General features: G+C 38.3%; 25 protein-coding genes. 20 read left to right on the top strand and 5 right to left on the bottom strand.

The window, feature by feature from the left end; all coding sequences use genetic code 11:
• The first annotated feature begins 100 nt into the window (after nucleotides 1-100).
• The gene (gene syd, locus AACV33_RS15255; protein WP_017022997.1) at nucleotides 101-649 is read left to right on the top strand and encodes a SecY-interacting protein; all 549 of its coding nucleotides are present in this window, start codon (nucleotides 101-103) and stop codon (nucleotides 647-649) included.
• Nucleotides 650-752: 103 nt separating this feature from the next.
• Nucleotides 753-1,526: a Zn-ribbon-containing protein gene (locus tag AACV33_RS15260; protein WP_023603724.1), complete on the top strand. Its 774-nt coding sequence runs from the start codon at nucleotides 753-755 to the stop codon at nucleotides 1,524-1,526.
• 61 nt (nucleotides 1,527-1,587) lie between these two features.
• Here the strand turns inward: AACV33_RS15260 and AACV33_RS15265 are convergent, their stop codons facing one another.
• Together AACV33_RS15265 and AACV33_RS15270 are read right to left on the bottom strand one after the other, a co-directional pair.
• Entirely contained in the window at nucleotides 1,588-2,043 is a 456-nt protein-coding gene (locus tag AACV33_RS15265; protein WP_182699397.1) for a YaiI/YqxD family protein, read from the bottom strand.
• Nucleotides 2,043-2,312, bottom strand: coding sequence for a hypothetical protein (locus AACV33_RS15270; protein WP_017023000.1), 270 nt, complete (start codon nucleotides 2,310-2,312; stop codon nucleotides 2,043-2,045). Before AACV33_RS15270 ends, AACV33_RS15265 begins: the two co-directional genes overlap by 1 nt.
• Nucleotides 2,313-3,239: 927 nt before the next feature.
• On the opposite strand from AACV33_RS15270, the gene AACV33_RS15275 reads away from it, so the two are divergent.
• From AACV33_RS15275 to AACV33_RS15305, 7 genes are all read left to right on the top strand, one after another.
• Nucleotides 3,240-4,610 (top strand): PTS sugar transporter subunit IIC, encoded by a 1,371-nt coding sequence (locus AACV33_RS15275; protein ID WP_065611477.1) that lies wholly within the window; start codon nucleotides 3,240-3,242, stop codon nucleotides 4,608-4,610.
• A 32-nt stretch (nucleotides 4,611-4,642) separates the two neighbouring features.
• The gene (locus AACV33_RS15280) at nucleotides 4,643-4,948 is read left to right on the top strand and encodes a PTS sugar transporter subunit IIB (protein WP_017023002.1); all 306 of its coding nucleotides are present in this window, start codon (nucleotides 4,643-4,645) and stop codon (nucleotides 4,946-4,948) included.
• Between the two features lie 86 nt (nucleotides 4,949-5,034).
• Entirely contained in the window at nucleotides 5,035-6,444 is a 1,410-nt protein-coding gene (locus tag AACV33_RS15285; protein ID WP_182699398.1) for a glycoside hydrolase family 1 protein, read from the top strand.
• A gap of 29 nt (nucleotides 6,445-6,473) precedes the next feature.
• Nucleotides 6,474-7,409, top strand: a complete 936-nt coding sequence (locus AACV33_RS15290; protein ID WP_182699399.1) for an ROK family protein — start codon at nucleotides 6,474-6,476, stop codon at nucleotides 7,407-7,409.
• 10 nt (nucleotides 7,410-7,419) lie between these two features.
• Nucleotides 7,420-7,743 carry a PTS lactose/cellobiose transporter subunit IIA gene (locus tag AACV33_RS15295; protein WP_017023005.1) on the top strand — a complete coding sequence of 108 codons (324 nt, stop codon included), beginning with the start codon at nucleotides 7,420-7,422 and terminating at the stop codon, nucleotides 7,741-7,743.
• Nucleotides 7,744-7,812: 69 nt separating this feature from the next.
• On the top strand, nucleotides 7,813-8,823 hold the full coding sequence (locus AACV33_RS15300) for a LacI family DNA-binding transcriptional regulator (RefSeq protein WP_182699400.1): 1,011 nt from the start codon (nucleotides 7,813-7,815) through the stop codon (nucleotides 8,821-8,823).
• A gap of 242 nt (nucleotides 8,824-9,065) precedes the next feature.
• Nucleotides 9,066-10,343 carry a carbohydrate porin gene (locus AACV33_RS15305; protein WP_065611467.1) on the top strand — a complete coding sequence of 426 codons (1,278 nt, stop codon included), beginning with the start codon at nucleotides 9,066-9,068 and terminating at the stop codon, nucleotides 10,341-10,343.
• Nucleotides 10,344-10,410: 67 nt separating this feature from the next.
• Here AACV33_RS15305 and AACV33_RS15310 read toward each other — a convergent pair whose 3' ends face one another.
• Both AACV33_RS15310 and AACV33_RS15315 read right to left on the bottom strand, forming a co-directional pair.
• The gene (locus tag AACV33_RS15310; RefSeq protein WP_012549515.1) at nucleotides 10,411-10,719 is read right to left on the bottom strand and encodes a DUF3301 domain-containing protein; all 309 of its coding nucleotides are present in this window, start codon (nucleotides 10,717-10,719) and stop codon (nucleotides 10,411-10,413) included.
• Nucleotides 10,720-10,721: 2 nt separating this feature from the next.
• The gene (locus AACV33_RS15315; protein ID WP_182699401.1) at nucleotides 10,722-11,762 is read right to left on the bottom strand and encodes a DUF3549 family protein; all 1,041 of its coding nucleotides are present in this window, start codon (nucleotides 11,760-11,762) and stop codon (nucleotides 10,722-10,724) included.
• A gap of 102 nt (nucleotides 11,763-11,864) precedes the next feature.
• Between AACV33_RS15315 and AACV33_RS15320 the strand changes: the two genes are divergently transcribed.
• Nucleotides 11,865-12,185, top strand: a complete 321-nt coding sequence (locus AACV33_RS15320; protein WP_012549517.1) for a YqcC family protein — start codon at nucleotides 11,865-11,867, stop codon at nucleotides 12,183-12,185.
• 32 nt (nucleotides 12,186-12,217) lie between these two features.
• Nucleotides 12,218-12,973 (top strand): tRNA pseudouridine(65) synthase TruC, encoded by a 756-nt coding sequence (gene truC / locus AACV33_RS15325; RefSeq protein WP_182699430.1) that lies wholly within the window; start codon nucleotides 12,218-12,220, stop codon nucleotides 12,971-12,973.
• Between the two features lie 104 nt (nucleotides 12,974-13,077).
• Here the strand turns inward: truC and suhB are convergent, their stop codons facing one another.
• Nucleotides 13,078-13,881, bottom strand: a complete 804-nt coding sequence (gene suhB / locus AACV33_RS15330) for an inositol-1-monophosphatase (protein WP_023603716.1) — start codon at nucleotides 13,879-13,881, stop codon at nucleotides 13,078-13,080.
• 208 nt (nucleotides 13,882-14,089) lie between these two features.
• On the opposite strand from suhB, the gene trmJ reads away from it, so the two are divergent.
• The 9 genes from trmJ to iscX all read left to right on the top strand — a co-directional run bounded on the left by trmJ (nucleotide 14,090) and on the right by iscX (nucleotide 20,621).
• The gene (gene trmJ / locus AACV33_RS15335; protein WP_023603715.1) at nucleotides 14,090-14,818 is read left to right on the top strand and encodes a tRNA (cytosine(32)/uridine(32)-2'-O)-methyltransferase TrmJ; all 729 of its coding nucleotides are present in this window, start codon (nucleotides 14,090-14,092) and stop codon (nucleotides 14,816-14,818) included.
• Nucleotides 14,819-14,923: 105 nt separating this feature from the next.
• Complete coding sequence (gene iscR / locus AACV33_RS15340) at nucleotides 14,924-15,430, top strand: Fe-S cluster assembly transcriptional regulator IscR (RefSeq protein WP_012549521.1); 507 nt, start codon at nucleotides 14,924-14,926, stop codon at nucleotides 15,428-15,430.
• 31 nt (nucleotides 15,431-15,461) lie between these two features.
• Nucleotides 15,462-16,676 carry an IscS subfamily cysteine desulfurase gene (locus AACV33_RS15345; protein ID WP_023603714.1) on the top strand — a complete coding sequence of 405 codons (1,215 nt, stop codon included), beginning with the start codon at nucleotides 15,462-15,464 and terminating at the stop codon, nucleotides 16,674-16,676.
• A 33-nt stretch (nucleotides 16,677-16,709) separates the two neighbouring features.
• A complete protein-coding gene (gene iscU, locus AACV33_RS15350) occupies nucleotides 16,710-17,087 on the top strand; it encodes a Fe-S cluster assembly scaffold IscU (RefSeq protein WP_012549523.1) in 378 nt (125 codons plus the stop codon).
• A 120-nt stretch (nucleotides 17,088-17,207) separates the two neighbouring features.
• Nucleotides 17,208-17,531: an iron-sulfur cluster assembly protein IscA gene (iscA, locus tag AACV33_RS15355; protein ID WP_012549524.1), complete on the top strand. Its 324-nt coding sequence runs from the start codon at nucleotides 17,208-17,210 to the stop codon at nucleotides 17,529-17,531.
• Nucleotides 17,532-17,546: 15 nt separating this feature from the next.
• The gene (hscB, locus tag AACV33_RS15360) at nucleotides 17,547-18,062 is read left to right on the top strand and encodes a co-chaperone HscB (protein ID WP_012549525.1); all 516 of its coding nucleotides are present in this window, start codon (nucleotides 17,547-17,549) and stop codon (nucleotides 18,060-18,062) included.
• Between the two features lie 35 nt (nucleotides 18,063-18,097).
• Nucleotides 18,098-19,951 carry a Fe-S protein assembly chaperone HscA gene (hscA, locus tag AACV33_RS15365; protein WP_182699402.1) on the top strand — a complete coding sequence of 618 codons (1,854 nt, stop codon included), beginning with the start codon at nucleotides 18,098-18,100 and terminating at the stop codon, nucleotides 19,949-19,951.
• 2 nt (nucleotides 19,952-19,953) lie between these two features.
• The gene (gene fdx, locus AACV33_RS15370) at nucleotides 19,954-20,292 is read left to right on the top strand and encodes an ISC system 2Fe-2S type ferredoxin (protein WP_012549527.1); all 339 of its coding nucleotides are present in this window, start codon (nucleotides 19,954-19,956) and stop codon (nucleotides 20,290-20,292) included.
• 128 nt (nucleotides 20,293-20,420) lie between these two features.
• Nucleotides 20,421-20,621, top strand: coding sequence for a Fe-S cluster assembly protein IscX (gene iscX / locus AACV33_RS15375; protein WP_012549528.1), 201 nt, complete (start codon nucleotides 20,421-20,423; stop codon nucleotides 20,619-20,621).
• Nucleotides 20,622-20,625: the final 4 nt, after the last annotated feature.

Consider the following 20,625-nt stretch of genomic DNA (forward strand, 5'->3'; position numbering starts at 1 on the left):
TGCCAAAAGTAGATTAGAATAAAGGTCGCTTAGTAAATTAGCGTTATTTGATGCAATTGACGCTAGTTTACTTGAATTTTTGTCTTATTAGGAGAATCGAATGCCACTTTCGGTAGAGCAAGCGCTTGCTAACTTTAGTCAACGTTATGTCGAAGCATGGAAAGAAAAACATGATAGCCTTCCGATAAATGAAGAATTAGTGGGATTAGCTTCTCCTTGTATTGATGAAACGCGCGATTTAGAGGTTTCATGGCAACCCGTCGCTCGCGATGAAAGTATTCGATTGGTTAATATCGAGAATGGCATTGAACTCGATCTGCATGATGATTTTCATGCGTTTTATGGTGCTCAATTTAGTGCTGATATGACGGCTAAATTTGAAGATATGAATGTTGAATTACTTCAAATTTGGAGTGATGAAGATCTTGAGAATTTACAAGGGAACATGCTAGGGCACCTTGTTATGCAGCGTCGATTAAAATTAGTCCCTACGTTGTTTATTGCGGTGACGGATGATGAGATGGAAGTGATTTCTATTTGTAATCAATCTGGGGAAGTGATTCTAGATACCGTAGGAACGAAAAAGCGAAAAGTATTAGCAGAAAGTATGGCTGAGTTTTTAGAAAAGCTTGAACCTGTTGTCGCGTAAATAAAAATTATTGTGTCAGGTAACGAGCAGAGTTAAATGGATTCCGATAAGGTGTATGTATCGGAATTTTTATTTTTAAAGTTGTAGTAGGAAAGACGCGTTAATGTTTGTAACTGAGTTAGATTTTGAAGTGTACTGCGATACCTCAATGGCAGCGGTAGAGAAAGCGATAAATTACTGTTTAGATTGTCTGCGTTATAACGGACAAGTGATTGGACGTGAACTACCAGTCTTAATGAAGGGCACTAACTTTGTTGCTCGTGTTATTTGTCCAGAAGAAGACTCTCTTCATCCTGATAATCACAGTCCGCAAGTGAATCTAGCGCTTAAGCAACTAAGTGATTTCGGATTGTTGCAACCAAAAATAAGAGTGGTTGGCCAAGACATGAACTCGGATCCAAGTGATGAGAGTGAAAAGGTGAGCTGGCAAATTCTGTACACTACTCATTTACATACTTGCTCGCCAATTCGTCACGGTGAGACATTTCAACCTATTCCTCTTTATCGCTTACCGGCGGTTGCCAATGGCGATCAAAAACAATTCATAAAATGGCAAGAAGATTGGAGTGCGTGTGATCAATTGCAAATGAATGGGTCAGTGGTTGAGCATCCAGCATTGCATGAAGTGAGCTCAAGTGAGAGTCGTTTGTTTAAGCGCGGTTGGGATTTGTGTCGTCGTATGGAAGTACTGAGTGGTATTTCAACGTATCTGTACATTTATCGCGTGGGTGGTGAAAGCAAAGAAAAAGAATTAGCACGTAAATGCCCAGTATGCGATGGAGATTGGGCGTTAGAAGAGCCAATCCATGACGTGTTTGATTTTAAGTGCGATGAATGCCGATTAGTCAGTAATTTATCTTGGGACTTTAAAGAGTAGATAGAGCTGAATAGGATCCCGCGATGAATGCGGGATCTTTATTTATACCAACGAAGATCGATTAAATTGGTTTTTTCACTTTCGCTAAAATACGATCCAATTGGTTGGCAAATTCACGTCGTTCTGTCTGCGATAATGCCGCAGGACCTCCAGTTTGAATACCACTTGCTCGCATTGTATCCATAAAGTCACGGATATTCAGTCGCGCTTTAATCGTCGCTTCAGTATAGAGTTCGCCGCGAGGATTCAATACTTGAACTTTATTTTCGATAAGTTCAGCGGCCAGTGGAATATCCCCACTAATAACTAAGTCACCCGCTTCAGAGCGTCTTACTATTTCATCATCTGCAACATCAAAGCCTGATTCAACTTGTATAGATTTAATATTTGGCGCTGTCGGAACCGGTACGTAGTGGTTAGCAACAAAAGTAATTTGAAGCCCTGTACGTGTAGCGGCGCGACAAAGAACTTCTTTCACTACTTTTGGACACGCGTCAGCATCTACCCAAATTTGCATTATTTATTCTCCAAAGCGTTTAAACGCTGGGTTAATTCTTTTATTTGTTGTTCAAGCTGAGCAATACGCTCATCTGCAGTCAATGACGTTTCACGGACTTCAATTTTTGGAACTTGAGCACTGGATTTAAATGATTTAATCGCTGTAATAATTGCAGGGATCGGAACTTGAGTACTTAAGCGAGATTTAACGAGAGCGGTGGTTGGTTTTTTACCTTCATTCATTAAATCCTGCATTATTGTTTGCAGTTCATCCGTTACATTTTTCATTATGACTTCCTATGCTTCATCTTTCGCCATGATATCGAATACTGATCTAATTCACCACAGAAGTAATTCGCTAGGTATATAGAACATTTAAAGAGGGAGTAAAGACATAGTAGAAGCAACGTGTAAGAGATCTCTTACAAGATGATTGAGATATGTCGTTTGTTTTATCGGCTTTAGTTTGTGGTCGTTTCTTATCTTATTGTTTTTTATTGCTATTTATTTTTAATCTTATATCTCACCCTCTATTTCTTTAAAAGTTTGTATGCAAGGGATTGTTCAAAAAAGTAAAAAGCGTAATCTTATTGGTGTCAGAAGGATACTGACACGGAATAGGAACGACCAAGGATTTGGTACGCTTTAGGATGAAGCACTCGGTTACTTAGGATGAGTAATCGGCATGGAAAGCAAATTTGGACATTGAATGGATTCAATAGTAACTAGGATGGTTACTACTAAGGAAAGACAGTGGACCCCTCTAGGATAGAGGAAGGATAAAGCATCAGGATGATGTAAGGGACACCGTTTAAGGATAAGTGAAGAAAGTTAGCGATGGACTGTTAACGGATCAGGATTAGATCATGGACACCGCTAGGATAGCGATGAAAGGATACGCTGACGGATTTCAGCATACTATCAAGGAATTGATGCACGGAGCCCCATTAGTAGCCGGACTGCTGCGAGTAGAGTTATGACCCCATTAGGCGAAAGCTTAGTGGGGTTTTTCTTTTTTATCTGCTTTAAAAGATCATTCCCCTCATAACTTCAGTAATAAATTACATAGATCACATTTTTATTATTCGTTTAATTAATAAGCGTGAGTTGAATCAAACTTGCTCAATTATGATATGTAACCGGTTACTGAAACCGGTTACATTGATTTCAGGTTAAATTAATTCGCATGTTTAAAATTCAATTCAGGGGTGAAAAATGAGTACGCAAGCGGCAACTATGCAAAGCACAATAATGGAGAAGGTAAATAAAATCCTTCCTAAGCTTTTAAAGGTAGTGAATTCAAAACCAATTGTAGCCATTAAAGAAGGCTTCATGTTAACCATGCCATTGACAATCATTGGCTCGGTATTCTTGTTATTGGCCTTTGTTCCTATTGATGGCTATGACCAATTTATGGCGGGAATTTTTGGTGCTGAATGGTCAACACCATTGTTTCAAGTTGTTGGCGCTACTTTTGATATTTTGGCACTGATTGGAGCTTTTGGTATCGCTTACACTTACGTTAAATATGAAGGGCACAATGGCGTAAATGCGGGGGTATTAGCCATTGTGTCTCTTCTTATTGTGATGAACGCTTTTGTTGTGGCGCCAGATGGTGTGACGCATATAGGTGGTGTGATACCAAAAGCCTTCCTAGGTGGTAAAGGCATGATTGCAGCTATTGTTATTGGTTTAGTTGTTGGCATGATTTACTCAATGGCCTTTAACCGTAATTGGGTGATTAAACTGCCAGATAGCGTGCCTGAAGGTGTATCTAATGCCTTTAAATCATTGATTCCTGGCTTTATTATTATCACTCTTGCTTTCTTAACGTACATATTCTTTGAAGTGGTGTTTGAAAGAACCTTTATTGAAACCATTTACCATATTATTCAAACACCGTTACAGAGCATGTCTGATTCATTTTTTGGTGCAGTAGGTATTGCTTTACTTATCTCTTTACTTTGGTGGTGTGGTGTTCATGGGCCAGTCATTGTTATGGGTATCATGGGACCTATCGTTACAGCCAATGCACTTCATAATCAATCTATAGTGAATGCAGGCGAAGCTCTTATTGCTGGTGAGAATGGAAAAATAGTGACCAACCAATTTGTTGACCAATTCATTACTGTTGGTGGCTCAGGTCTAACGTTTGGCTTGGTGTGTTGTATGGTGCTATTTGCCCGCTCTGTTCAGTTTAAGCAGCTAGGTCGTCTCTCTTTTATTCCTGGTATCTTTAATATCAATGAGCCTGTAATTTTTGCAACACCAATCATCTTTAACCCAATTATGTTTATTCCATTTGTTACTGCTCCAGTGCTGTCAGCAATCATGGTTTATACCTCAATTAACATGGGGTTTGTTGGACCATTCACGGCCGTTCAAGTGCCATGGACAACGCCAATAGTATTGAGTGGATTTATTGTTGGGGGGTGGAGTGCCGCTGTATTACAAGTCGCAGTCTTCTGTATGACGTTATGTGTGTATTTCCCATTCTTTAAGTATCTAGACAAATTAACGGCGCAAGAAGAAGCTAAATCAACAGCGCCAGAAACAGAATCTGTAACAACGACAGCAACAGCTTAATTGAAATTTATTAGATTATTATCGAGGTTATTATGAAAAAGATTTTACTACTATGTGCAGCGGGCATGTCTACATCAATGGTTGTTAAAAAAATGCGAGAAGCAGCGGCACAACAAGGATTGGAGATTCATATCGAAGCTCATGGTGTTGAGACCATTCAAGATTATTTAGCTGAATATGATTTATTTTTATTAGGGCCACAAATCCGCTTCAAGAAAGATGAGCTTCAGAAATTGGCAGATGAAGTAAATAAAAAGGTAGAAGTCATCGACATGATGGATTACGGCATGATGAAAGGCGACAAGATCCTTAAAGATGCATTGGTACTTTTAAGTTAATCATATTCTAGGCCTAAGAAGACTTAGGCCAATACAAACATCAGTTGGCTATCGATTTGTTAGCAGCAGTAGAGCAGGAATTCGAGATGAAATTTGCAAATGATTTTTTATTAGGCGCAGCAACGGCTTCTTACCAAATAGAAGGCGCATGGGATCAAGATGGAAAAGGTCCAACAAACTGGGATGAGTTTACTAAAATTCCAGGGAAAACGTTCGAAGGAACTAATGGCGATATCGCAATTGATCATTACAATCGTTATAAAGAAGACATCGCATTAATGGCTGAAATGGGCTTAGAGTCTTATCGCTTTTCAATCTCTTGGGCTCGTATTTTTCCAAATGGCACCGGTGAGATTAATCAAAAAGGAATCGATTTTTATAACAATGTCATTGATGAATGTTTGAAATATGGCATTGTTCCTTTTGTCACTTTATATCACTGGGACTTACCCTTAACGCTAGAAAAAGAAGGTTCATGGTTAAACAAAGCAACCTGTGATGCGTATGTTGAGTTTGCAAAGCTATGTTTTAATGAGTTTGGTGATCGTGTTAAACATTTCATTACTTTTAATGAAACCGTTGTGTTTTGCGCATTAGGTTATATGGCAGGCGCACACCCACCAGGGATTCAAAATGATCCTAAGAAATATTTTCAAGCGACGCATAATGTATTTTATGCACACGCTAAGGCGGTGATTGAGTATAAAAAACTGAATCAATTTGGTGAGATTGGCTTGAGTCATGTATTTAGCCCTGCATTTGGGGTCGATGATTCAGAGGCGAGTCACTTTGCCGCAATGCATGCGAACCAATTTAGTATGAATTGGTTCTATGATCCTATCCTATTAGGTAAGTATCCTGAATACGTGGTTAAGCAACTACAAGAAGAAGGTAACTTGCCCGATTGGACTGATGAAGAACTACAAACTATTTTTGAAGCCGCACCGTTGAATGACTTTATGGGACTGAATTACTACCAACCACAACGTGTTGAAAAAATTGAAAGTGGTATGGAAATTCGTAAAATCACTCGTGAAAATTCGACTGGTTCTCCGGGCAACTCAAGTTACGATAATGTATATCGCACAGTTAAAATGGACGATAAAAAATACACTAAATGGGATTGGGAAATTTCACCTGAAGGGTTTGTTGCTGGGCTTGAAATGATAAAAGAGCATTATGGTCAGATCAAACTGTACATTACAGAAAATGGATTGGGTGATGAAGATCCGATTATTGATGGTGAAGTGTGTGATATTTCGCGAATCAATTTTATTAAAGATCATCTAGGTGCAGTAAAAGAAGCGGTTCGTCGTGGTGTTCACATTAAGGGGTATTACGCATGGTCAGCGATTGATTTATTGAGCTGGTTAAACGGTTACAAAAAGCAATATGGGTTTATTTATGTTGATCATCAAAATGGACTAGAGCGTAAGAAAAAAGCGTCTTTCCATTGGTTTAAAGATGTTATCGCGACTCGTGGTGAAAATATCTAGCGTTATATTAGAAATGGGAAAGTCGAATTATGGCAACGTATTTATCGTTTGATATTGGTGGAACAGACATTAAGTTTGGCGTGTTGAATGAACACGGCCACATTCTAGAGCAAGGCAAGGTGCAAACTGAGTCAAGTGGGGAGCAAATCATTCAAACCATTGTTGATATAAAAGAACAATGGTCTACACGATATACGTTTGATGGTGCGGCTTTCTCATTACCTGGCTTTGTTGATGTAAACACGGGGTATTTAAAAACTGGTGGAGCCATTGATGATTTTTATGGATTTCAATTTAAAGAGGTAATGGTTGCAAAATTGTCATTACCGGTTGAATTAGAAAATGACGTTAATTGTGTGGCTTTAGCTGAGAAGTGGCTTGGTAAAGCACAATCGGTTGATAATTTTATCTGCATTACGATAGGCACAGGTATCGGTGGTGCTATCTATATCAATAATCAAATGGTTCGAGGTCATGGTTTCATGGCGGGTGAATTTGGTTATATGTTCACAAAGAATATATTTGATACTGAAGATAAAGCGACAGCAACAATGAGTTTTACTGCATCAGTAAGAGAAGGACTTAGACGTCGATATTCTAAATTAAAAAATATTAATAGTATTGAAAATTTATCAGGTAAAGATATATTTAAATTGGCGGAGTCTGGAGATAATATTGCAATTAATATTATTGATGACTTTTATAAGAATATAGCCATTGGTTTATATAATTTAACGTTTATTTTAAATCCAGAGAAAATAATCATTGGTGGTGCAATAAGTAATCGAGATGATTTAATTTCAAATATAGAACATAAATTTGAAGAGATTATACAAACTCAACCATCAATAAATAAATTTAATGTTAAAGAGTTAGTCACTATTGAAAAAAGTACGTTTAATAATGACAGCGGATTAATTGGATCTGTTTATCACTTTTTATCAATGACCAATCAAATTAAATAGGAATAAAGCGATGTTAGTCGGTGAAGAACTAGAAAGCACGGTAATGGAACTGATCATTAATGCTGGTGAATCAAAATCATGCGCAATGGAAGCCCTTCGAGCTGCAAAATCGGGTGAATGGGATAAAGTTGATGAGTTATTAAAACAATCAGCAGAAGCATCAAAAAAAGCTCATGATGTGCAAACGCAGTTAATTGGTCTTGATGAAGGGGAAGGTAAAGTACCGGTAAATTTAATTATGGTGCATGCTCAAGATCATATAATGACTTCTATGCTTGCAAAAGAAATGATCCAAGAGTTGATTGAGATCCATCGAGTTTTGCAAAATAAATAATAAAGTGTATTTAGCGTAATAACTTAGCTATTATTACGCTAGTTCTTTTTGGGTGTATTTGGTGGGTGAATGGCAACAATTAATGATGTATGTAAGCTTGCTGGTGTTTCTAAAGCGACGGTTTCTCGAGTAATGAATGGGAAAGGGCCGGTAAAGGAAGAAACCAAAAAACTGATTTTTGATGCAATGGAGACATTGAACTATAAACCGAGCCTCGTAGCTCAAGCATTGGCAACAAATAGTTCAAATAGCATTGGTCTTATTGTCTCTTTCTTTGATGGTTATTATTTTGGTATTTTACTCAAAGAAGCAACAAGAATTGCAGAAGAATCAGGTAAGCAGTTAATTGTTACTGATGGTCACAACCAACTTGAAACCGAAATAGAAGCCATTAATTCATTAGTTTCTAGAAAGTGTGATGCTATTTTAATTTATAGCCGAACCATGACAGCGACTGATTATTGTAAGATCCAAGAAACACTACCTATTCCTTTAGTTGTTATCAATAGAACATTACCTGATGGGCTAGGGCATGCTGTTGCTTTTGATCAATATGATGCAAGTCGAATGGCAATAGAGCATCTTATTGAATTAAAACATAAAAATATTGCAATTATTACTATTAGTTTGGCTTCAAGTACCGGAAAAATAAGATTACAAGGTGCGAAAGAAACACTAGAAAAACATGGTGTATATTACGATGAGAGCTTAACCATCGTGAAGCATGGTAAGTTGGAAGATGGTTATCAAGCGTGCAAAGAATTATTGAGTAAATCAGATAAAATTACCGCTATATTTTGTTTTAATGATCATTTAGCTCTAGGGGCAATAAAGGCATTGAAAGAAATGAACCTGCGAGTACCTGAAGATATTTCAATTGTAGGTATTGATAATGATGAGATATCCGCGTTCTTATCTCCTGCATTAACAACAATTAATGTTCCAATACAAGAAATAACACAACTAGCAATGAATAAAGCATTAGCGTTAATCTCGGATAAAGAAATCAAACCAACAACCGAAGTATTAACTGGCGAACTTATTATTCGTGATTCTAGTATATATAATAAAAACCAGTAACTAATATAAATATCCGTACGTAGATATGATTCGTTCGGATTTAACTATTCTTTTTAAAGCACAAAAATAAAATATATATAAATATAAAAGCCATGTGATTAACTTAATAGTTAACACTTTCTGTGTTTGAATATATTTAAGTAAGTGTTTAATAATTAAATAGAGAATAAATGAATAACTTTAATTAGTGCGTTTTTGCATTGATTTGTTTTTTGCTGTCTAAATATTTAAAGGAATATAAAATGAAGTTATTACCTGTTGCTTTTGCTGTTACAGCTGCACTTTCTTCACCAATCATTTTGGCTGAAACAGAATTGCTAGATAATATCCAATTAGATGATCAACAACCCTTAGTTATTTCTCCGGAAACAGACATACCTGATGGCATTGTATTTTCAGGGTACGCTCGTTATGGTTTTCACTTTTCAGATGACACAGAGAAATACGTTTCTGCTGATGGTCAATTGATTGGAAATGCTACGGGTCGTTTAGGTAACGAAAGTAATGGGGGGGAATTTCAATTTGCTAAAGGATTCGTCTCTGATAATGGTACGATTTGGGATGTCGTTTTAATGTTAGAGCATTGGGGTGATGAAGTTGGTTTGAAAAAATTCTATGCGGGGGCTACGAATGTTTTTGAATCACAACCTAATGCTTATATTTGGGCTGGCCGAGATTTCCATAATCGTCCTCAAACAGGGTTAAATGATTACTTTTGGATGCAGAATGATGCTCAAGGTGCTGGTATTAAAAACCTTGAATTTGGCAGTGTAAAATTTGACATGGCAGCGGTTGCGCAAGTTGATGACAATGGCGGTACTGGTGATAGCGGAAATTATGCGATTACCTCTAAATTGCATGATATTAACCTGACAGATGCATTAGCATTATCACTGTATGCTAACTATGGTTTCTCTTCTAAAAATACAGAGACAGATAAAGATACGCAAACATGTACGGGCACTGGGCTGGATAAACAGTGCTATGTGGATGATATTGATTCATACCAATTAGCCATTCAACTTGATCATACTTATGGTGCAATGACGAATCAGTTTGTTACTCGTTATGGCAACAATGTCGATAATAATATCTTTAATAAAACGGAAGATCTCACTACGTTGCTTATGCAGTTAGAAGGTAAGTTGGTTATTAGTAATCAAACCAATATTGAATATTTAGCAGGTTATCAATCGTTAGAAGATAAAAATGCAAGTCAGGATGACCGAGCGAACTACAGTGCAATTGTCCGACCAACATATGCATGGAATAGTATTCATTCTACTTGGTTGGAAGCGGGTTATTCTGTGGTTGATTTTGATAATCAAAGTGGACAGAACGACGCGTGGAAAGTCACACTATCTCAAAATATCAGTTTTGATATGGACTCAGGAGCACGCCCAATGTTGAGATTCTATGCAACGGTTGGTGATTCAAATACTGAAGTAGATTTAACTCGCGGAGAAACCGGTAAGCAAGACACATTTGCAGTGGGTGCAATGTGGGAGGCGTGGTGGTAATTATCATCGTATAACTTAAGCTCTTAAGTGGGTAGCATTGAGTTACTACCCACTTATACCGTTTGTATTAAAACTCACCATCAATACGATATGGAGGTAGATTAAATTTAGCGGCTTTAAATCCAACCATGATCAATTTCCCCGTATAGTGATCATCACCAATGGAAGAAAATTCAAATTCATACGTAGTATAAAGGCGCTTTTTTCCACTAGGTAGACGAAAACCATAAGAGCCTCTTGCGACACTTAATAGTTGTAATTCCATTTTTTTACAATAATGTTGAATTGCTTGGTTAGCAAATTCTGATTGTCTTCGTTGCTGCCAAAATAGAAAGCAAAAAAACGTTAAGCCGAGTATCGCAAAGAGATTCTCCATTTTTATTCACTCTTCGTATTTTGCTGTAGTTTGACTAATGCTTGAGCCAGTTGAGAGTCGGCATCACCGTGTAGAATTTGTAACATACACATACGTAATGTTGGTTGCATTACGAGATCGGCAAACAGTTGATTAAAGAGTTGCTGATCACCGGTTTGGGCCAAACGAAGTAAAAATTGATTCGCAATAGCAATGTCTTCTAATCTTCCCCAGCAACGCCCTGCAATTGCGACTAATACTTCAGGGTGGCTTAATCGTTCACTACGTAGAATTTGAGCTAATGCTTCAGAAAGGACCTTTTTAGGTGCGCCAGAAAGGGCGCGAATGTGGGCTGATAATAAAAATAAATCAGCAGCATCTGAGTCGCAAAGATCATTAATGATTTCAAGTTGTCTTTGAGCTAGTTTTTCTGGCAATTTAATGTGCTCTAAGCACCCTAGCGTTGCGTATAAAACTGTATTTGGTAGGTGGGTTAATGCGTTACGCAGTGCGACTGAGTTATTGTCTTTATCTAGATTTGCACATACATCAGCTAACCCTTGAACGCCAACCGATTGCCAATTAGTCCAACCATTATTGCCAGAAAGATAGGTTTTCGCATGTTCGTAATATTGACTCATTGGCTGTTTTAAGTCAGCGCGTAAGAGGCTATGAAACATCGCCATCTTGTCATCTTTAGGCTTAAACGTGTATGGATTGTTGGACAGATTTTGTTGTTGATCTTCATTTAACTCACTGCTTAGTGAGACACCAATCGCTTCAATTACATACTTAATAAAATTACCTACATCAGCTTGTTGCAACAGACTGCGTTCATCTAGAGGTAGTTTTAAAAACCAAATCCAAGGTTGTTTTGTTTCATTCCAATAAGCGATAGCTAAGTGAGCATGACGTTGCAAAGGAAAAAGATAAGGTTGTTGTGCCGCTTCAATTGACTCAAATTGTTTACTGTCAATGCGTTGGACACGACGACCTAAATCATAAATAGCATACTCACAATTGGACTGTTGGATTAGTTGGCTAAGCGTATAAATCTGTTCCATGATATATCTTATTCAATGGTTAATGCTTCGATTATACCCAACCGTTGATAAGATGGTATCCTTTGTCATTAAAAGTATTAGAGAGTGCGAGAACAATCGGTTATGACAACTTCATTATCATTAACGGTGTTATTAAAGCAGTTAACTGAGCAATTACAGCATCATGGTCATTGGCAGACAGCAACTCCGTCTTTGTCTGCGTTGGCGAGTACAGAACCTTTTGCTATTGATACGTTATCTTCAACAGAGTGGTTGCAGTGGATTTTTATCCCTAAGATGTTTATTTTAATCGAAAATGGGCACCCATTACCGAAAGGATTCTCTATCGCGCCTTATATCGAAGAAGCATTGAAAAATCAAAAAGGCACTACTGAGATCATAGGTATTTGCCAGAATATTGATAAGTTAGGTAAGATTTTGTGAACATTAATAAACACAATATAAACACTGAAGCGTTGAGCGAACATGAAGAAAAACCAAAGCCGATTGAATTAGAGATCGTGTATCGTGATGACGATTTGATAGCCATTAATAAACCGGCAGGAATGCTTGTTCACCGCTCATGGCTTGATAAACATGAAACCGTATTTGCGATGCAAACATTACGAGATCAAATTGGCCAACATGTTTTTCCATTACACCGCTTAGATAGACCTACATCTGGCATTTTGTTTTTTGCGTTATCAAGCGCGGTGGCTGCTCAATTTTCACCGTTATTTGCAAGTCGAGAAATTAAAAAAACGTATCATGCTATTGTGCGTGGCTGGATAGAAGAGGGGGGTATTCTTGATTACCCACTTAAAGAACAATTAGATAAAATTGCGGATAAAAAGGCGTCAAAAGACGTTGAGGCAAAAGAAGCAATAACGGAATATAAACCCTTAGCTAACGTTGAATTACCCTATTCAACAGGTAAATTTCCAACCAGTCGATATTGCTTGATGGAATTAAAGCCGCATACAGGCAGAAAACATCAGCTACGTCGTCACATGGCGCATTTACGCCACCCAATTGTTGGGGATACGACTCATGGCGATAGCAAACATAATCGATTATTTCAAAATAATTTAGATAGTCACCGTTTATTATTACACGCGTCTGAATTGAGTTTCATTCATCCGAGCACGAATAAGCATGTTGTAATAAAAGCGAGTGTTGGTGACAAGTGGAATAAACTAATGGCTAATTTTGGGTGGGAAATTGAGCTGTGATCGATCATCAATAACATCGAGATAATAAAAATGGAAGTGAATAAATTCACTTCCATTTTTTTTAATTCAATTTTCAATCAATGACAATTATGTCGTCAACGCGTCTATTTAGTAAGAGCTTCGCTGCCGTTGTCACGGATTTTTTTAAGCATAGACTTAACCATACGTGGGCTACCAGCAACTAGGTTACCTGTTTTCATGTAGTCAGTATTGCCAGTGAAGTCAGTACAGATAACGCCAGATTCACGAGCGATTAGGTCTGCTGCTGAGATTTCCCAAGGCTTAAGACCTAGAGCGAAGAAACCATCAATACGAGCTGCTGCTAAGTAACATAAATCTAGAGAAGGGCAACCAGAACTGCGGATATCAGAACATTCAACAAACATTGCGCCTAGGATTTTTGTGTAGCTTTCAGCGTGTTGTTTTTGACGGTAAGGAAGACCTGTTGCAAGAATGGTTTCATTCATGTCTTTTAATTCTTGCACACGCATACGTTGGTTGTTGCGTTGAGCACCAGAACCACGTTGAGCTGTGAATAATTCATTACGGATTGGATCGTATACACAAGCAACTTCTGTGCGACCTTTAATGCGAACAGCAATAGAGATAGCGAAGTGTGGGATACCTTTAACGAAGTTAGTAGTGCCATCTAATGGGTCAATGATCCATTGAACGTCAGCGTCTCTGCCTTCGATTAGGCCAGACTCTTCAGAAATGATGCTGTGATCAGGGTAAGATTTCTTGATCATATCAACAAGCATATATTGAGCATCGTTTTCGATGTTCGTAATAAACTCATTATTGCCTTTTTTTGTTGTTTCAATTTTGTCAGTTTGCTCAAAAGATTTAGCAACAAAGTCACCGGCTTTACGCGCAGTACGTATAGCAATATTTAGCATTGGATGCATAGTTATATCCCAAAAGATGTTAAAGAACAGAAATCGGCCGCGAGTATACATAAATTAATAATTAAAAGGAAGCGTTTATTTTTTGTTCAGTTCGTGTCTTTATTATGAAAAAAGCGATTACAGGTTAAAATCTCTGGTATATAAAGAAGAAAGGGATATTGCTTTATGGTAGTATCCGGCGGCTCTTTTCATCATATGGAAAAATAACATGTTAGATAGAATTCGTATTGTCCTTGTTGGTACTAGCCATTCAGGAAACATTGGGTCAGCGGCTCGTGCCATGAAAGTAATGGGCTTAACTAATATGGTATTAGTTGCGCCTGAATGTGAAGTTGATGGTCAAGCCATCGCATTAGCTGCCGGTGCAAGTGATATTGCGAATCGAGCGCGTATTGTTAGTACATTAGATGAAGCTATCTCTGATTGTGGTTTAGTTATTGGGTCAAGTGCTCGTTCAAGAACACTCGAATGGCCAATGTTAGAACCAAGAGAAGCGGGCGTCAAAGCAATAGAAGAAGCGCCGTCTCATCCTATTGCGTTTGTATTTGGTCGAGAAAGAGTTGGATTAACCAATGAAGAATTACAGAAATGTCATTTTCATGTATGTATTCCAGCAAATCCTGAATACAGCTCATTAAATTTAGCAATGGCAGTGCAAACAATTAGTTATGAAGCGCGTGTTGCTTGGTTAGATAGTCAGGCGTATAAAGGTGAATCTAAAGAAGCGGAATATCCTTTAAATAACGAATTAGAATTATTTTATGAGCATCTTGAAAAAGTGATGACGGATACCGACTTTATTAATAAGGCTCATCCAGGACAAGTAATGAATAAGATGCGCCGGATGTTTAATCGTGCTCGTCCTGAAATTCATGAATTACGTACATTACGCGGTATATTAACTGCGGTAGAAAGAAGCTCAAATCTTAAAAAATAGATGCAATTAGAATACTTGACTAAAATAGTAGGATAAATACTTGACCAAAATGGTCAGGTATGGGAAACTTCATTCCATACGAATAGTGTGGGTATGAGGTAACTTATGAAATTAACTTCGAAAGGAAGGTATGCAGTAACGGCAATGCTTGATGTTGCACTGCATGCTCAAGAAGGGCCTGTGCCACTTGCCGATATATCGGAACGACAGGGAATTTCATTATCTTATCTTGAACAATTATTCTCTAAATTACGTAAAGCTGGTTTAGTTGCTAGTGTTCGAGGTCCAGGTGGTGGTTATCGCTTAGGATTAAAACCAGATGAAATTGCGGTTGGAATGGTTATTTCGGCGGTTGATGAATCGGTTGATGCAACTAAGTGCCATGGTAAAGAAGGTTGTCAAGGTGGCACGCGTTGTTTAACGCACACATTGTGGCGTGATTTAAGTTCACGTATCAGTAGCTTCTTAGATGGTATAAGCCTTGGTGAGCTGATGGTTGATAATGAAGTTCAACAAGTATCAGATCGACAAAACATCGATGCAGCCTTAAATAATGGGTTAGTAACGAATTCAAAATTAACAAATTCTGTGGGTGTTAATGTCCGCTTTTGACGGTCAAACGTCTGTATTCTCGGAGATGAAAATGAAACTGCCAATTTACTTTGATTATTCGGCGACTTGTCCTGTTGATAAGCGCGTAGCCGATAAAATGGTTCAACATATGACTATGGATGGATGCTTTGGTAACCCAGCATCACGTTCACACCGTTACGGATGGCAGGCTGAAGAAGCAGTAGATACTGCTCGTGACAATATTGCTGCTTTATTAAATGCCGATCCACGTGAGATCGTATTTACATCAGGCGCTACAGAATCAGATAACCTTGCAATTAAAGGTGCTGCGCATTTCTATCATAAGAAAGGTAAGCACGTAATTACATGTAAAACTGAGCATAAAGCGGTTCTTGATCCATGTCGTCAACTTGAGCGCGAAGGCTATGAAGTAACGTACTTAGATCCAGAATCAAATGGTTTGGTTGATTTAGCTAAATTAGAAGCAGCAATGCGTGAAGACACGGTTCTTGTTTCTATTATGCACGTAAATAATGAAATTGGTGTGATTCAAGATATCACGGCAATCGGTGAACTTTGTCGTTCACGTAAAATTGTTTTCCATGTAGATGCCGCGCAATCAGCGGGTAAAATCCCACTTGATGTACAAGAAGTGAAAGTAGATTTAATCTCACTTTCTGCTCATAAAATGTATGGCCCTAAAGGCATTGGTGCATTGTACGTTCGTCGTAAACCACGTATTCGTTTAGAAGCACAAATGCATGGTGGTGGCCACGAACGAGGTTTCCGTTCTGGTACATTAGCAACTCACCAAATTGTTGGTATGGGTGAAGCCTGTCGTATTGCAAAAGAAGAGATGCAAAAAGATTACGACCATTGCCTAGCAATGCGTGATCGTCTTCTTGATGGTGTTAAAGATATGGAAGCGGTACACATTAATGGTGATTTAGACCAACGTGTACCACATAACTTAAACATCAGCTTTGAGTTTGTTGAAGGTGAATCATTGCTAATGGCATTGAAAGATCTTGCTGTTTCTTCTGGTTCAGCATGTACTTCAGCGAGTCTTGAACCATCGTATGTATTGCGTGCATTAGGCTTGAATGATGAATTAGCACACAGTTCAATTCGTTTCTCTTTTGGTCGTTATACAACGGCAGAAGAAATTGATCATGCAATTACACAAATTAGCCAGGCAGTAAATAAACTGCGTGATATGTCTCCGTTATGGGATATGTACAAAGAAGGCATCGACTTAAACACGGTTGAGTGGGCACACCACTAAACACGGACGTTTCAGAATTTAGAGGTATTTATCATGGCTTATAGCGAAAAAGTAATCGATCACTACGAAAACCCACGTAACGTAGGTTCATTTGAAAAAGATGATCCATCAGTTGGTAGCGGCATGGTTGGTGCTCCAGCGTGTGGTGACGTAATGAAATTGCAAATCAAAGTGTCTCCAGAAGGCATTATTGAAGATGCAAAATTCAAAACATACGGTTGCGGTTCTGCAATTGCGTCAAGCTCATTAGTAACTGAATGGGTTAAAGGTAAAACTCTTGACGAAGCTGCTGCATTGAAAAATGCTGAAATTGCAGAAGAGCTAGAATTACCACCAGTAAAAGTTCACTGTTCAATCTTAGCGGAAGATGCAATTAAAGCAGCGGTACTTGATTACCGTAATAAGCACTAAGATTAAGCAATCTAATAAAGCGTTTTGTTTGTAATATAGTAAAGCGCTTTGTTATCTAAGTAGGTCATTATTAGTTAATGACATCCATGACCACAAAACAAATATAGTAAAGGTTGTAGTATGGCCATTTCAGTAACCGAAGCAGCAGCAAGCCGTGTTCAAACATTTCTTGAAAACCGAGGAAAAGGCATTGGTCTACGTTTAGGCGTAAGAACCTCTGGTTGCTCTGGTATGGCGTATATTCTTGAGTTTGTTGATGATCTAAATGAAGAAGACGAAGTCTTTGAAAAGTTTGGTGTAAAAATCATCATCGATCCAAAAAGTTTAGCTTATATGGATGGCACTGAATTAGACTTTGCCAAAGAAGGTCTAAATGAAGGCTTCAAGTTCAACAACCCTAACGTAAAAAGTGAATGTGGGTGTGGTGAAAGCTTCAACGTATAGAGCATAACGTTAACTATGAATCATTTTGAATTATTTGGGCTACCAAACCAGTTTGAACTGGATGGTGGCCTTCTTTCTGCTCAGTTCCTTGAATTGCAGAAACGATTCCACCCCGACAATTTCGCGACCTCTTCAGAGCGTGACCGCTTGCTTTCCGTTCAAAAAGCGGCACAAATCAACGACGCTTATCAAACGCTTAAAAATCCAGTCACTCGTGCAGAGTATATATTATCAGAGCAAGGACATGACATTCGTGGCGAACAAACCACAATGCAAGATCCTATGTTTCTAATGCAACAGATGGAGTTACGAGAAGATCTCGAAGACTTGCTATCAAGTTCAGATCCTGAAAGTGCACTGTTTGATTTTTCAGAAAATGTTTCTGCAATGCGTAAAACTCAATTAGCTGAATTAAAGCAGCAATTAGAATCCGAGTTATGGCAAGAAGCGGCACAAAGCGTTCGTAAACTTAAGTTTATTGATAAGCTAAACCAAGAAGTCGAAAAGTTAGAAGATAAATTATTAGGTTAATCTTTGTTAGATTAACTAAGTGAAGGATATTACCGATGGCATTTCTACAAATTTCTGAACCTGGACAAAGTGCTGCACCGCATCAACATAAGTTAGCGGTTGGCATTGATTTAGGAACCACTAACTCGCTGGTAGCCTCTGTTAGAAGTGGTGAAGCGAATACATTGCCCGATATGAAAGGTAACGTGATTCTTCCATCTGTAGTGAAATATCAAGATGATAAAATTTGTGTAGGTGCTAATGCTTACCAATCGGCTGCTTCTGATCCTCAAAATACCATTATTTCAGTAAAGCGTTTAATGGGCCGTTCATTGAAAGACATTCAGGCTCGTTATCCTGATTTACCGTATCAATTTACGGAAAGCGATAATGGGTTACCTGTTATCCATACTACTCAGGGTGATGTTAATCCAATTCAAGTGTCTGCTGAAATTTTAAAATCATTATCCAATCGCGCAGAAGTCACTTTAGGTGGCAGTCTTGAAGGTGTCGTAATTACGGTTCCTGCCTATTTTGACGATGCTCAACGAGCAGGAACAAAAGATGCAGCAACACTTGCGGGTTTAAATGTTCTACGTTTATTAAATGAACCAACGGCCGCAGCGATTGCTTATGGTCTTGATTCTGGTCAAGAAGGTATTATTGCGGTTTATGACCTTGGTGGTGGTACGTTTGATATTTCAATATTACGTTTATCAAAAGGTGTATTTGAAGTACTAGCTACAGGGGGCGACTCAGCACTCGGTGGTGATGATTTTGACCATGTACTATCCCAATGGATTAAAGATCAAGCAGAAATTACGACGGCCCTTTCTAATCAAGAACAACGTGAGCTTTTGACATTAGCAACAGAAACCAAAGTCGCATTGTCAGATGCAGATTCAGTCACGGTTTCTTTTAAAGAATGGTCAGGCACTATTACGGTTGATATCTTTAATCAATTAATTCAATCATTAGTAAAGAAAACACTAATGGCGTGCCGCCGTGCTCTTAAAGATGCCGATATTAGTTCTGAAGACGTAATGGAAGTGGTCATGGTTGGTGGTTCAACAAGAACACCTATCGTTCGACGTTCTGTTGGTGATTATTTTGCTAAAACACCATTAACCAGTATCGATCCTGATCAAGTGGTTGCTATTGGCGCAGCCATTCAAGCGGATATTTTAGTGGGTAATAAACCAGACGCAGAAATGTTATTACTCGATGTAATTCCACTGTCTCTGGGTATTGAAACCATGGGGGGATTAGTTGAAAAAATCATTCCTCGTAATACCACAATCCCAGTAGCTAAAGCACAAGAATTTACGACTTTTAAAGACGGTCAAACAGGCATGATGGTTCATGTTGTTCAAGGTGAGCGTGAAATGGTTGAAGATGGACGCTCATTAGCGCGCTTCTCATTGAAAGGCATTCCTCCAATGACAGCTGGTGCTGCACATATTCGAGTGACTTACCAAGTGGATGCCGATGGTCTTTTATCTGTTACGGCAATGGAAAAAAGCACTGGTGTTCAATCTCATATTCAAGTTAAGCCTTCTTATGGTTTAAGTGATAATGAAGTAGCGAACATGCTGAAAGATTCAATGACGTTTGCTAAAGAAGATATGCAAGCTCGTGCATTAGCAGAGCAGCAAGTTGAAGCCGATCGTGTTATCGAAGGATTAGTCGTAGCGTTAAATAACGATGGTGATGCATTGTTATCGAAAGAAGAACAAACAGTAATATTACAAGCAGTTGAAGCGTTAATTACGGTACGTAAAGGTACTGATACGCAAGCAATTGAAGACGGAATTAAACACGCTGATGAAGCAAGCCAAGAGTTTGCAGCGCGTCGAATGGATGCCTCTATTCGTGCCGCATTAGCTGGTCAATCTATTGATGAGGTATAGAAATGCCAAAGATAATTGTTCTACCACACAGTGAATTATGTCCTGACGGCGCAGTGCTTGAAGCGAATGAAGGCGATACCGTTTTAGATGTTGCATTAAAAAATGGTATTGCTATTGAGCATGCATGTGAAAAATCATGTGCCTGTACAACGTGCCACATTGTTATTCGTGAAGGGTTTGATTCATTAGAAGAAAGTGATGAGCTTGAAGATGACATGCTAGATAAAGCATGGGGTCTAGAGCCTGAATCTCGTTTAGGTTGCCAAGCAAGAATGGCAAAACAAGATTTAGTGGTAGAAATTCCAAAATATACACTAAACTTAGCATCAGAAGAGCATTAATTTTAACGAATTAATTAGCCTCTTCTAAAAAGGTAAGGGATGAGATGTGAGTAATAGCTTACCCCTCAGAACTTACCTTTTTTTATATTAGTAAGTTAATGGTATCAACATAATTTAAGGATGTGATTATGAGCTTAAAATGGATAGATTCTCAAGATATTGCGATTGAATTAGTAGAAAAATACCCAGAAGTTGACCCTAAAACGGTTCGCTTTACGGATTTACTTGAGTGGATATTGGAATTGGATGATTTTGATGACGATCCAAAGCACTCAGGAGAGAAGGTATTAGAAGCTATCATTCTTTGTTGGATGGATGAGTGGGATTAGTCTT

It is taken from the genome of Aliivibrio sp. SR45-2, assembly GCF_963890165.1.
GTDB classification, from domain to species: domain Bacteria; phylum Pseudomonadota; class Gammaproteobacteria; order Enterobacterales; family Vibrionaceae; genus Aliivibrio; species Aliivibrio salmonicida.

Coding starts and splice junctions, on each gene's coding strand:
- syd (WP_017022997.1), top strand. CDS start 101: ATGCCACTTTCGGTAGAGCAAGCGCTTGCTAACTTTAGTCAACGTTAT.
- AACV33_RS15260 (WP_023603724.1), top strand. CDS start 753: ATGTTTGTAACTGAGTTAGATTTTGAAGTGTACTGCGATACCTCAATG.
- AACV33_RS15265 (WP_182699397.1), bottom strand. CDS start 2,043: ATGCAAATTTGGGTAGATGCTGACGCGTGTCCAAAAGTAGTGAAAGAA.
- AACV33_RS15270 (WP_017023000.1), bottom strand. CDS start 2,312: ATGAAAAATGTAACGGATGAACTGCAAACAATAATGCAGGATTTAATG.
- AACV33_RS15275 (WP_065611477.1), top strand. CDS start 3,240: ATGAGTACGCAAGCGGCAACTATGCAAAGCACAATAATGGAGAAGGTA.
- AACV33_RS15280 (WP_017023002.1), top strand. CDS start 4,643: ATGAAAAAGATTTTACTACTATGTGCAGCGGGCATGTCTACATCAATG.
- AACV33_RS15285 (WP_182699398.1), top strand. CDS start 5,035: ATGAAATTTGCAAATGATTTTTTATTAGGCGCAGCAACGGCTTCTTAC.
- AACV33_RS15290 (WP_182699399.1), top strand. CDS start 6,474: ATGGCAACGTATTTATCGTTTGATATTGGTGGAACAGACATTAAGTTT.
- AACV33_RS15295 (WP_017023005.1), top strand. CDS start 7,420: ATGTTAGTCGGTGAAGAACTAGAAAGCACGGTAATGGAACTGATCATT.
- AACV33_RS15300 (WP_182699400.1), top strand. CDS start 7,813: ATGGCAACAATTAATGATGTATGTAAGCTTGCTGGTGTTTCTAAAGCG.
- AACV33_RS15305 (WP_065611467.1), top strand. CDS start 9,066: ATGAAGTTATTACCTGTTGCTTTTGCTGTTACAGCTGCACTTTCTTCA.
- AACV33_RS15310 (WP_012549515.1), bottom strand. CDS start 10,719: ATGGAGAATCTCTTTGCGATACTCGGCTTAACGTTTTTTTGCTTTCTA.
- AACV33_RS15315 (WP_182699401.1), bottom strand. CDS start 11,762: ATGGAACAGATTTATACGCTTAGCCAACTAATCCAACAGTCCAATTGT.
- AACV33_RS15320 (WP_012549517.1), top strand. CDS start 11,865: ATGACAACTTCATTATCATTAACGGTGTTATTAAAGCAGTTAACTGAG.
- suhB (WP_023603716.1), bottom strand. CDS start 13,881: ATGCATCCAATGCTAAATATTGCTATACGTACTGCGCGTAAAGCCGGT.
- trmJ (WP_023603715.1), top strand. CDS start 14,090: ATGTTAGATAGAATTCGTATTGTCCTTGTTGGTACTAGCCATTCAGGA.
- iscR (WP_012549521.1), top strand. CDS start 14,924: ATGAAATTAACTTCGAAAGGAAGGTATGCAGTAACGGCAATGCTTGAT.
- AACV33_RS15345 (WP_023603714.1), top strand. CDS start 15,462: ATGAAACTGCCAATTTACTTTGATTATTCGGCGACTTGTCCTGTTGAT.
- iscU (WP_012549523.1), top strand. CDS start 16,710: ATGGCTTATAGCGAAAAAGTAATCGATCACTACGAAAACCCACGTAAC.
- iscA (WP_012549524.1), top strand. CDS start 17,208: ATGGCCATTTCAGTAACCGAAGCAGCAGCAAGCCGTGTTCAAACATTT.
- hscB (WP_012549525.1), top strand. CDS start 17,547: ATGAATCATTTTGAATTATTTGGGCTACCAAACCAGTTTGAACTGGAT.
- hscA (WP_182699402.1), top strand. CDS start 18,098: ATGGCATTTCTACAAATTTCTGAACCTGGACAAAGTGCTGCACCGCAT.
- fdx (WP_012549527.1), top strand. CDS start 19,954: ATGCCAAAGATAATTGTTCTACCACACAGTGAATTATGTCCTGACGGC.
- iscX (WP_012549528.1), top strand. CDS start 20,421: ATGAGCTTAAAATGGATAGATTCTCAAGATATTGCGATTGAATTAGTA.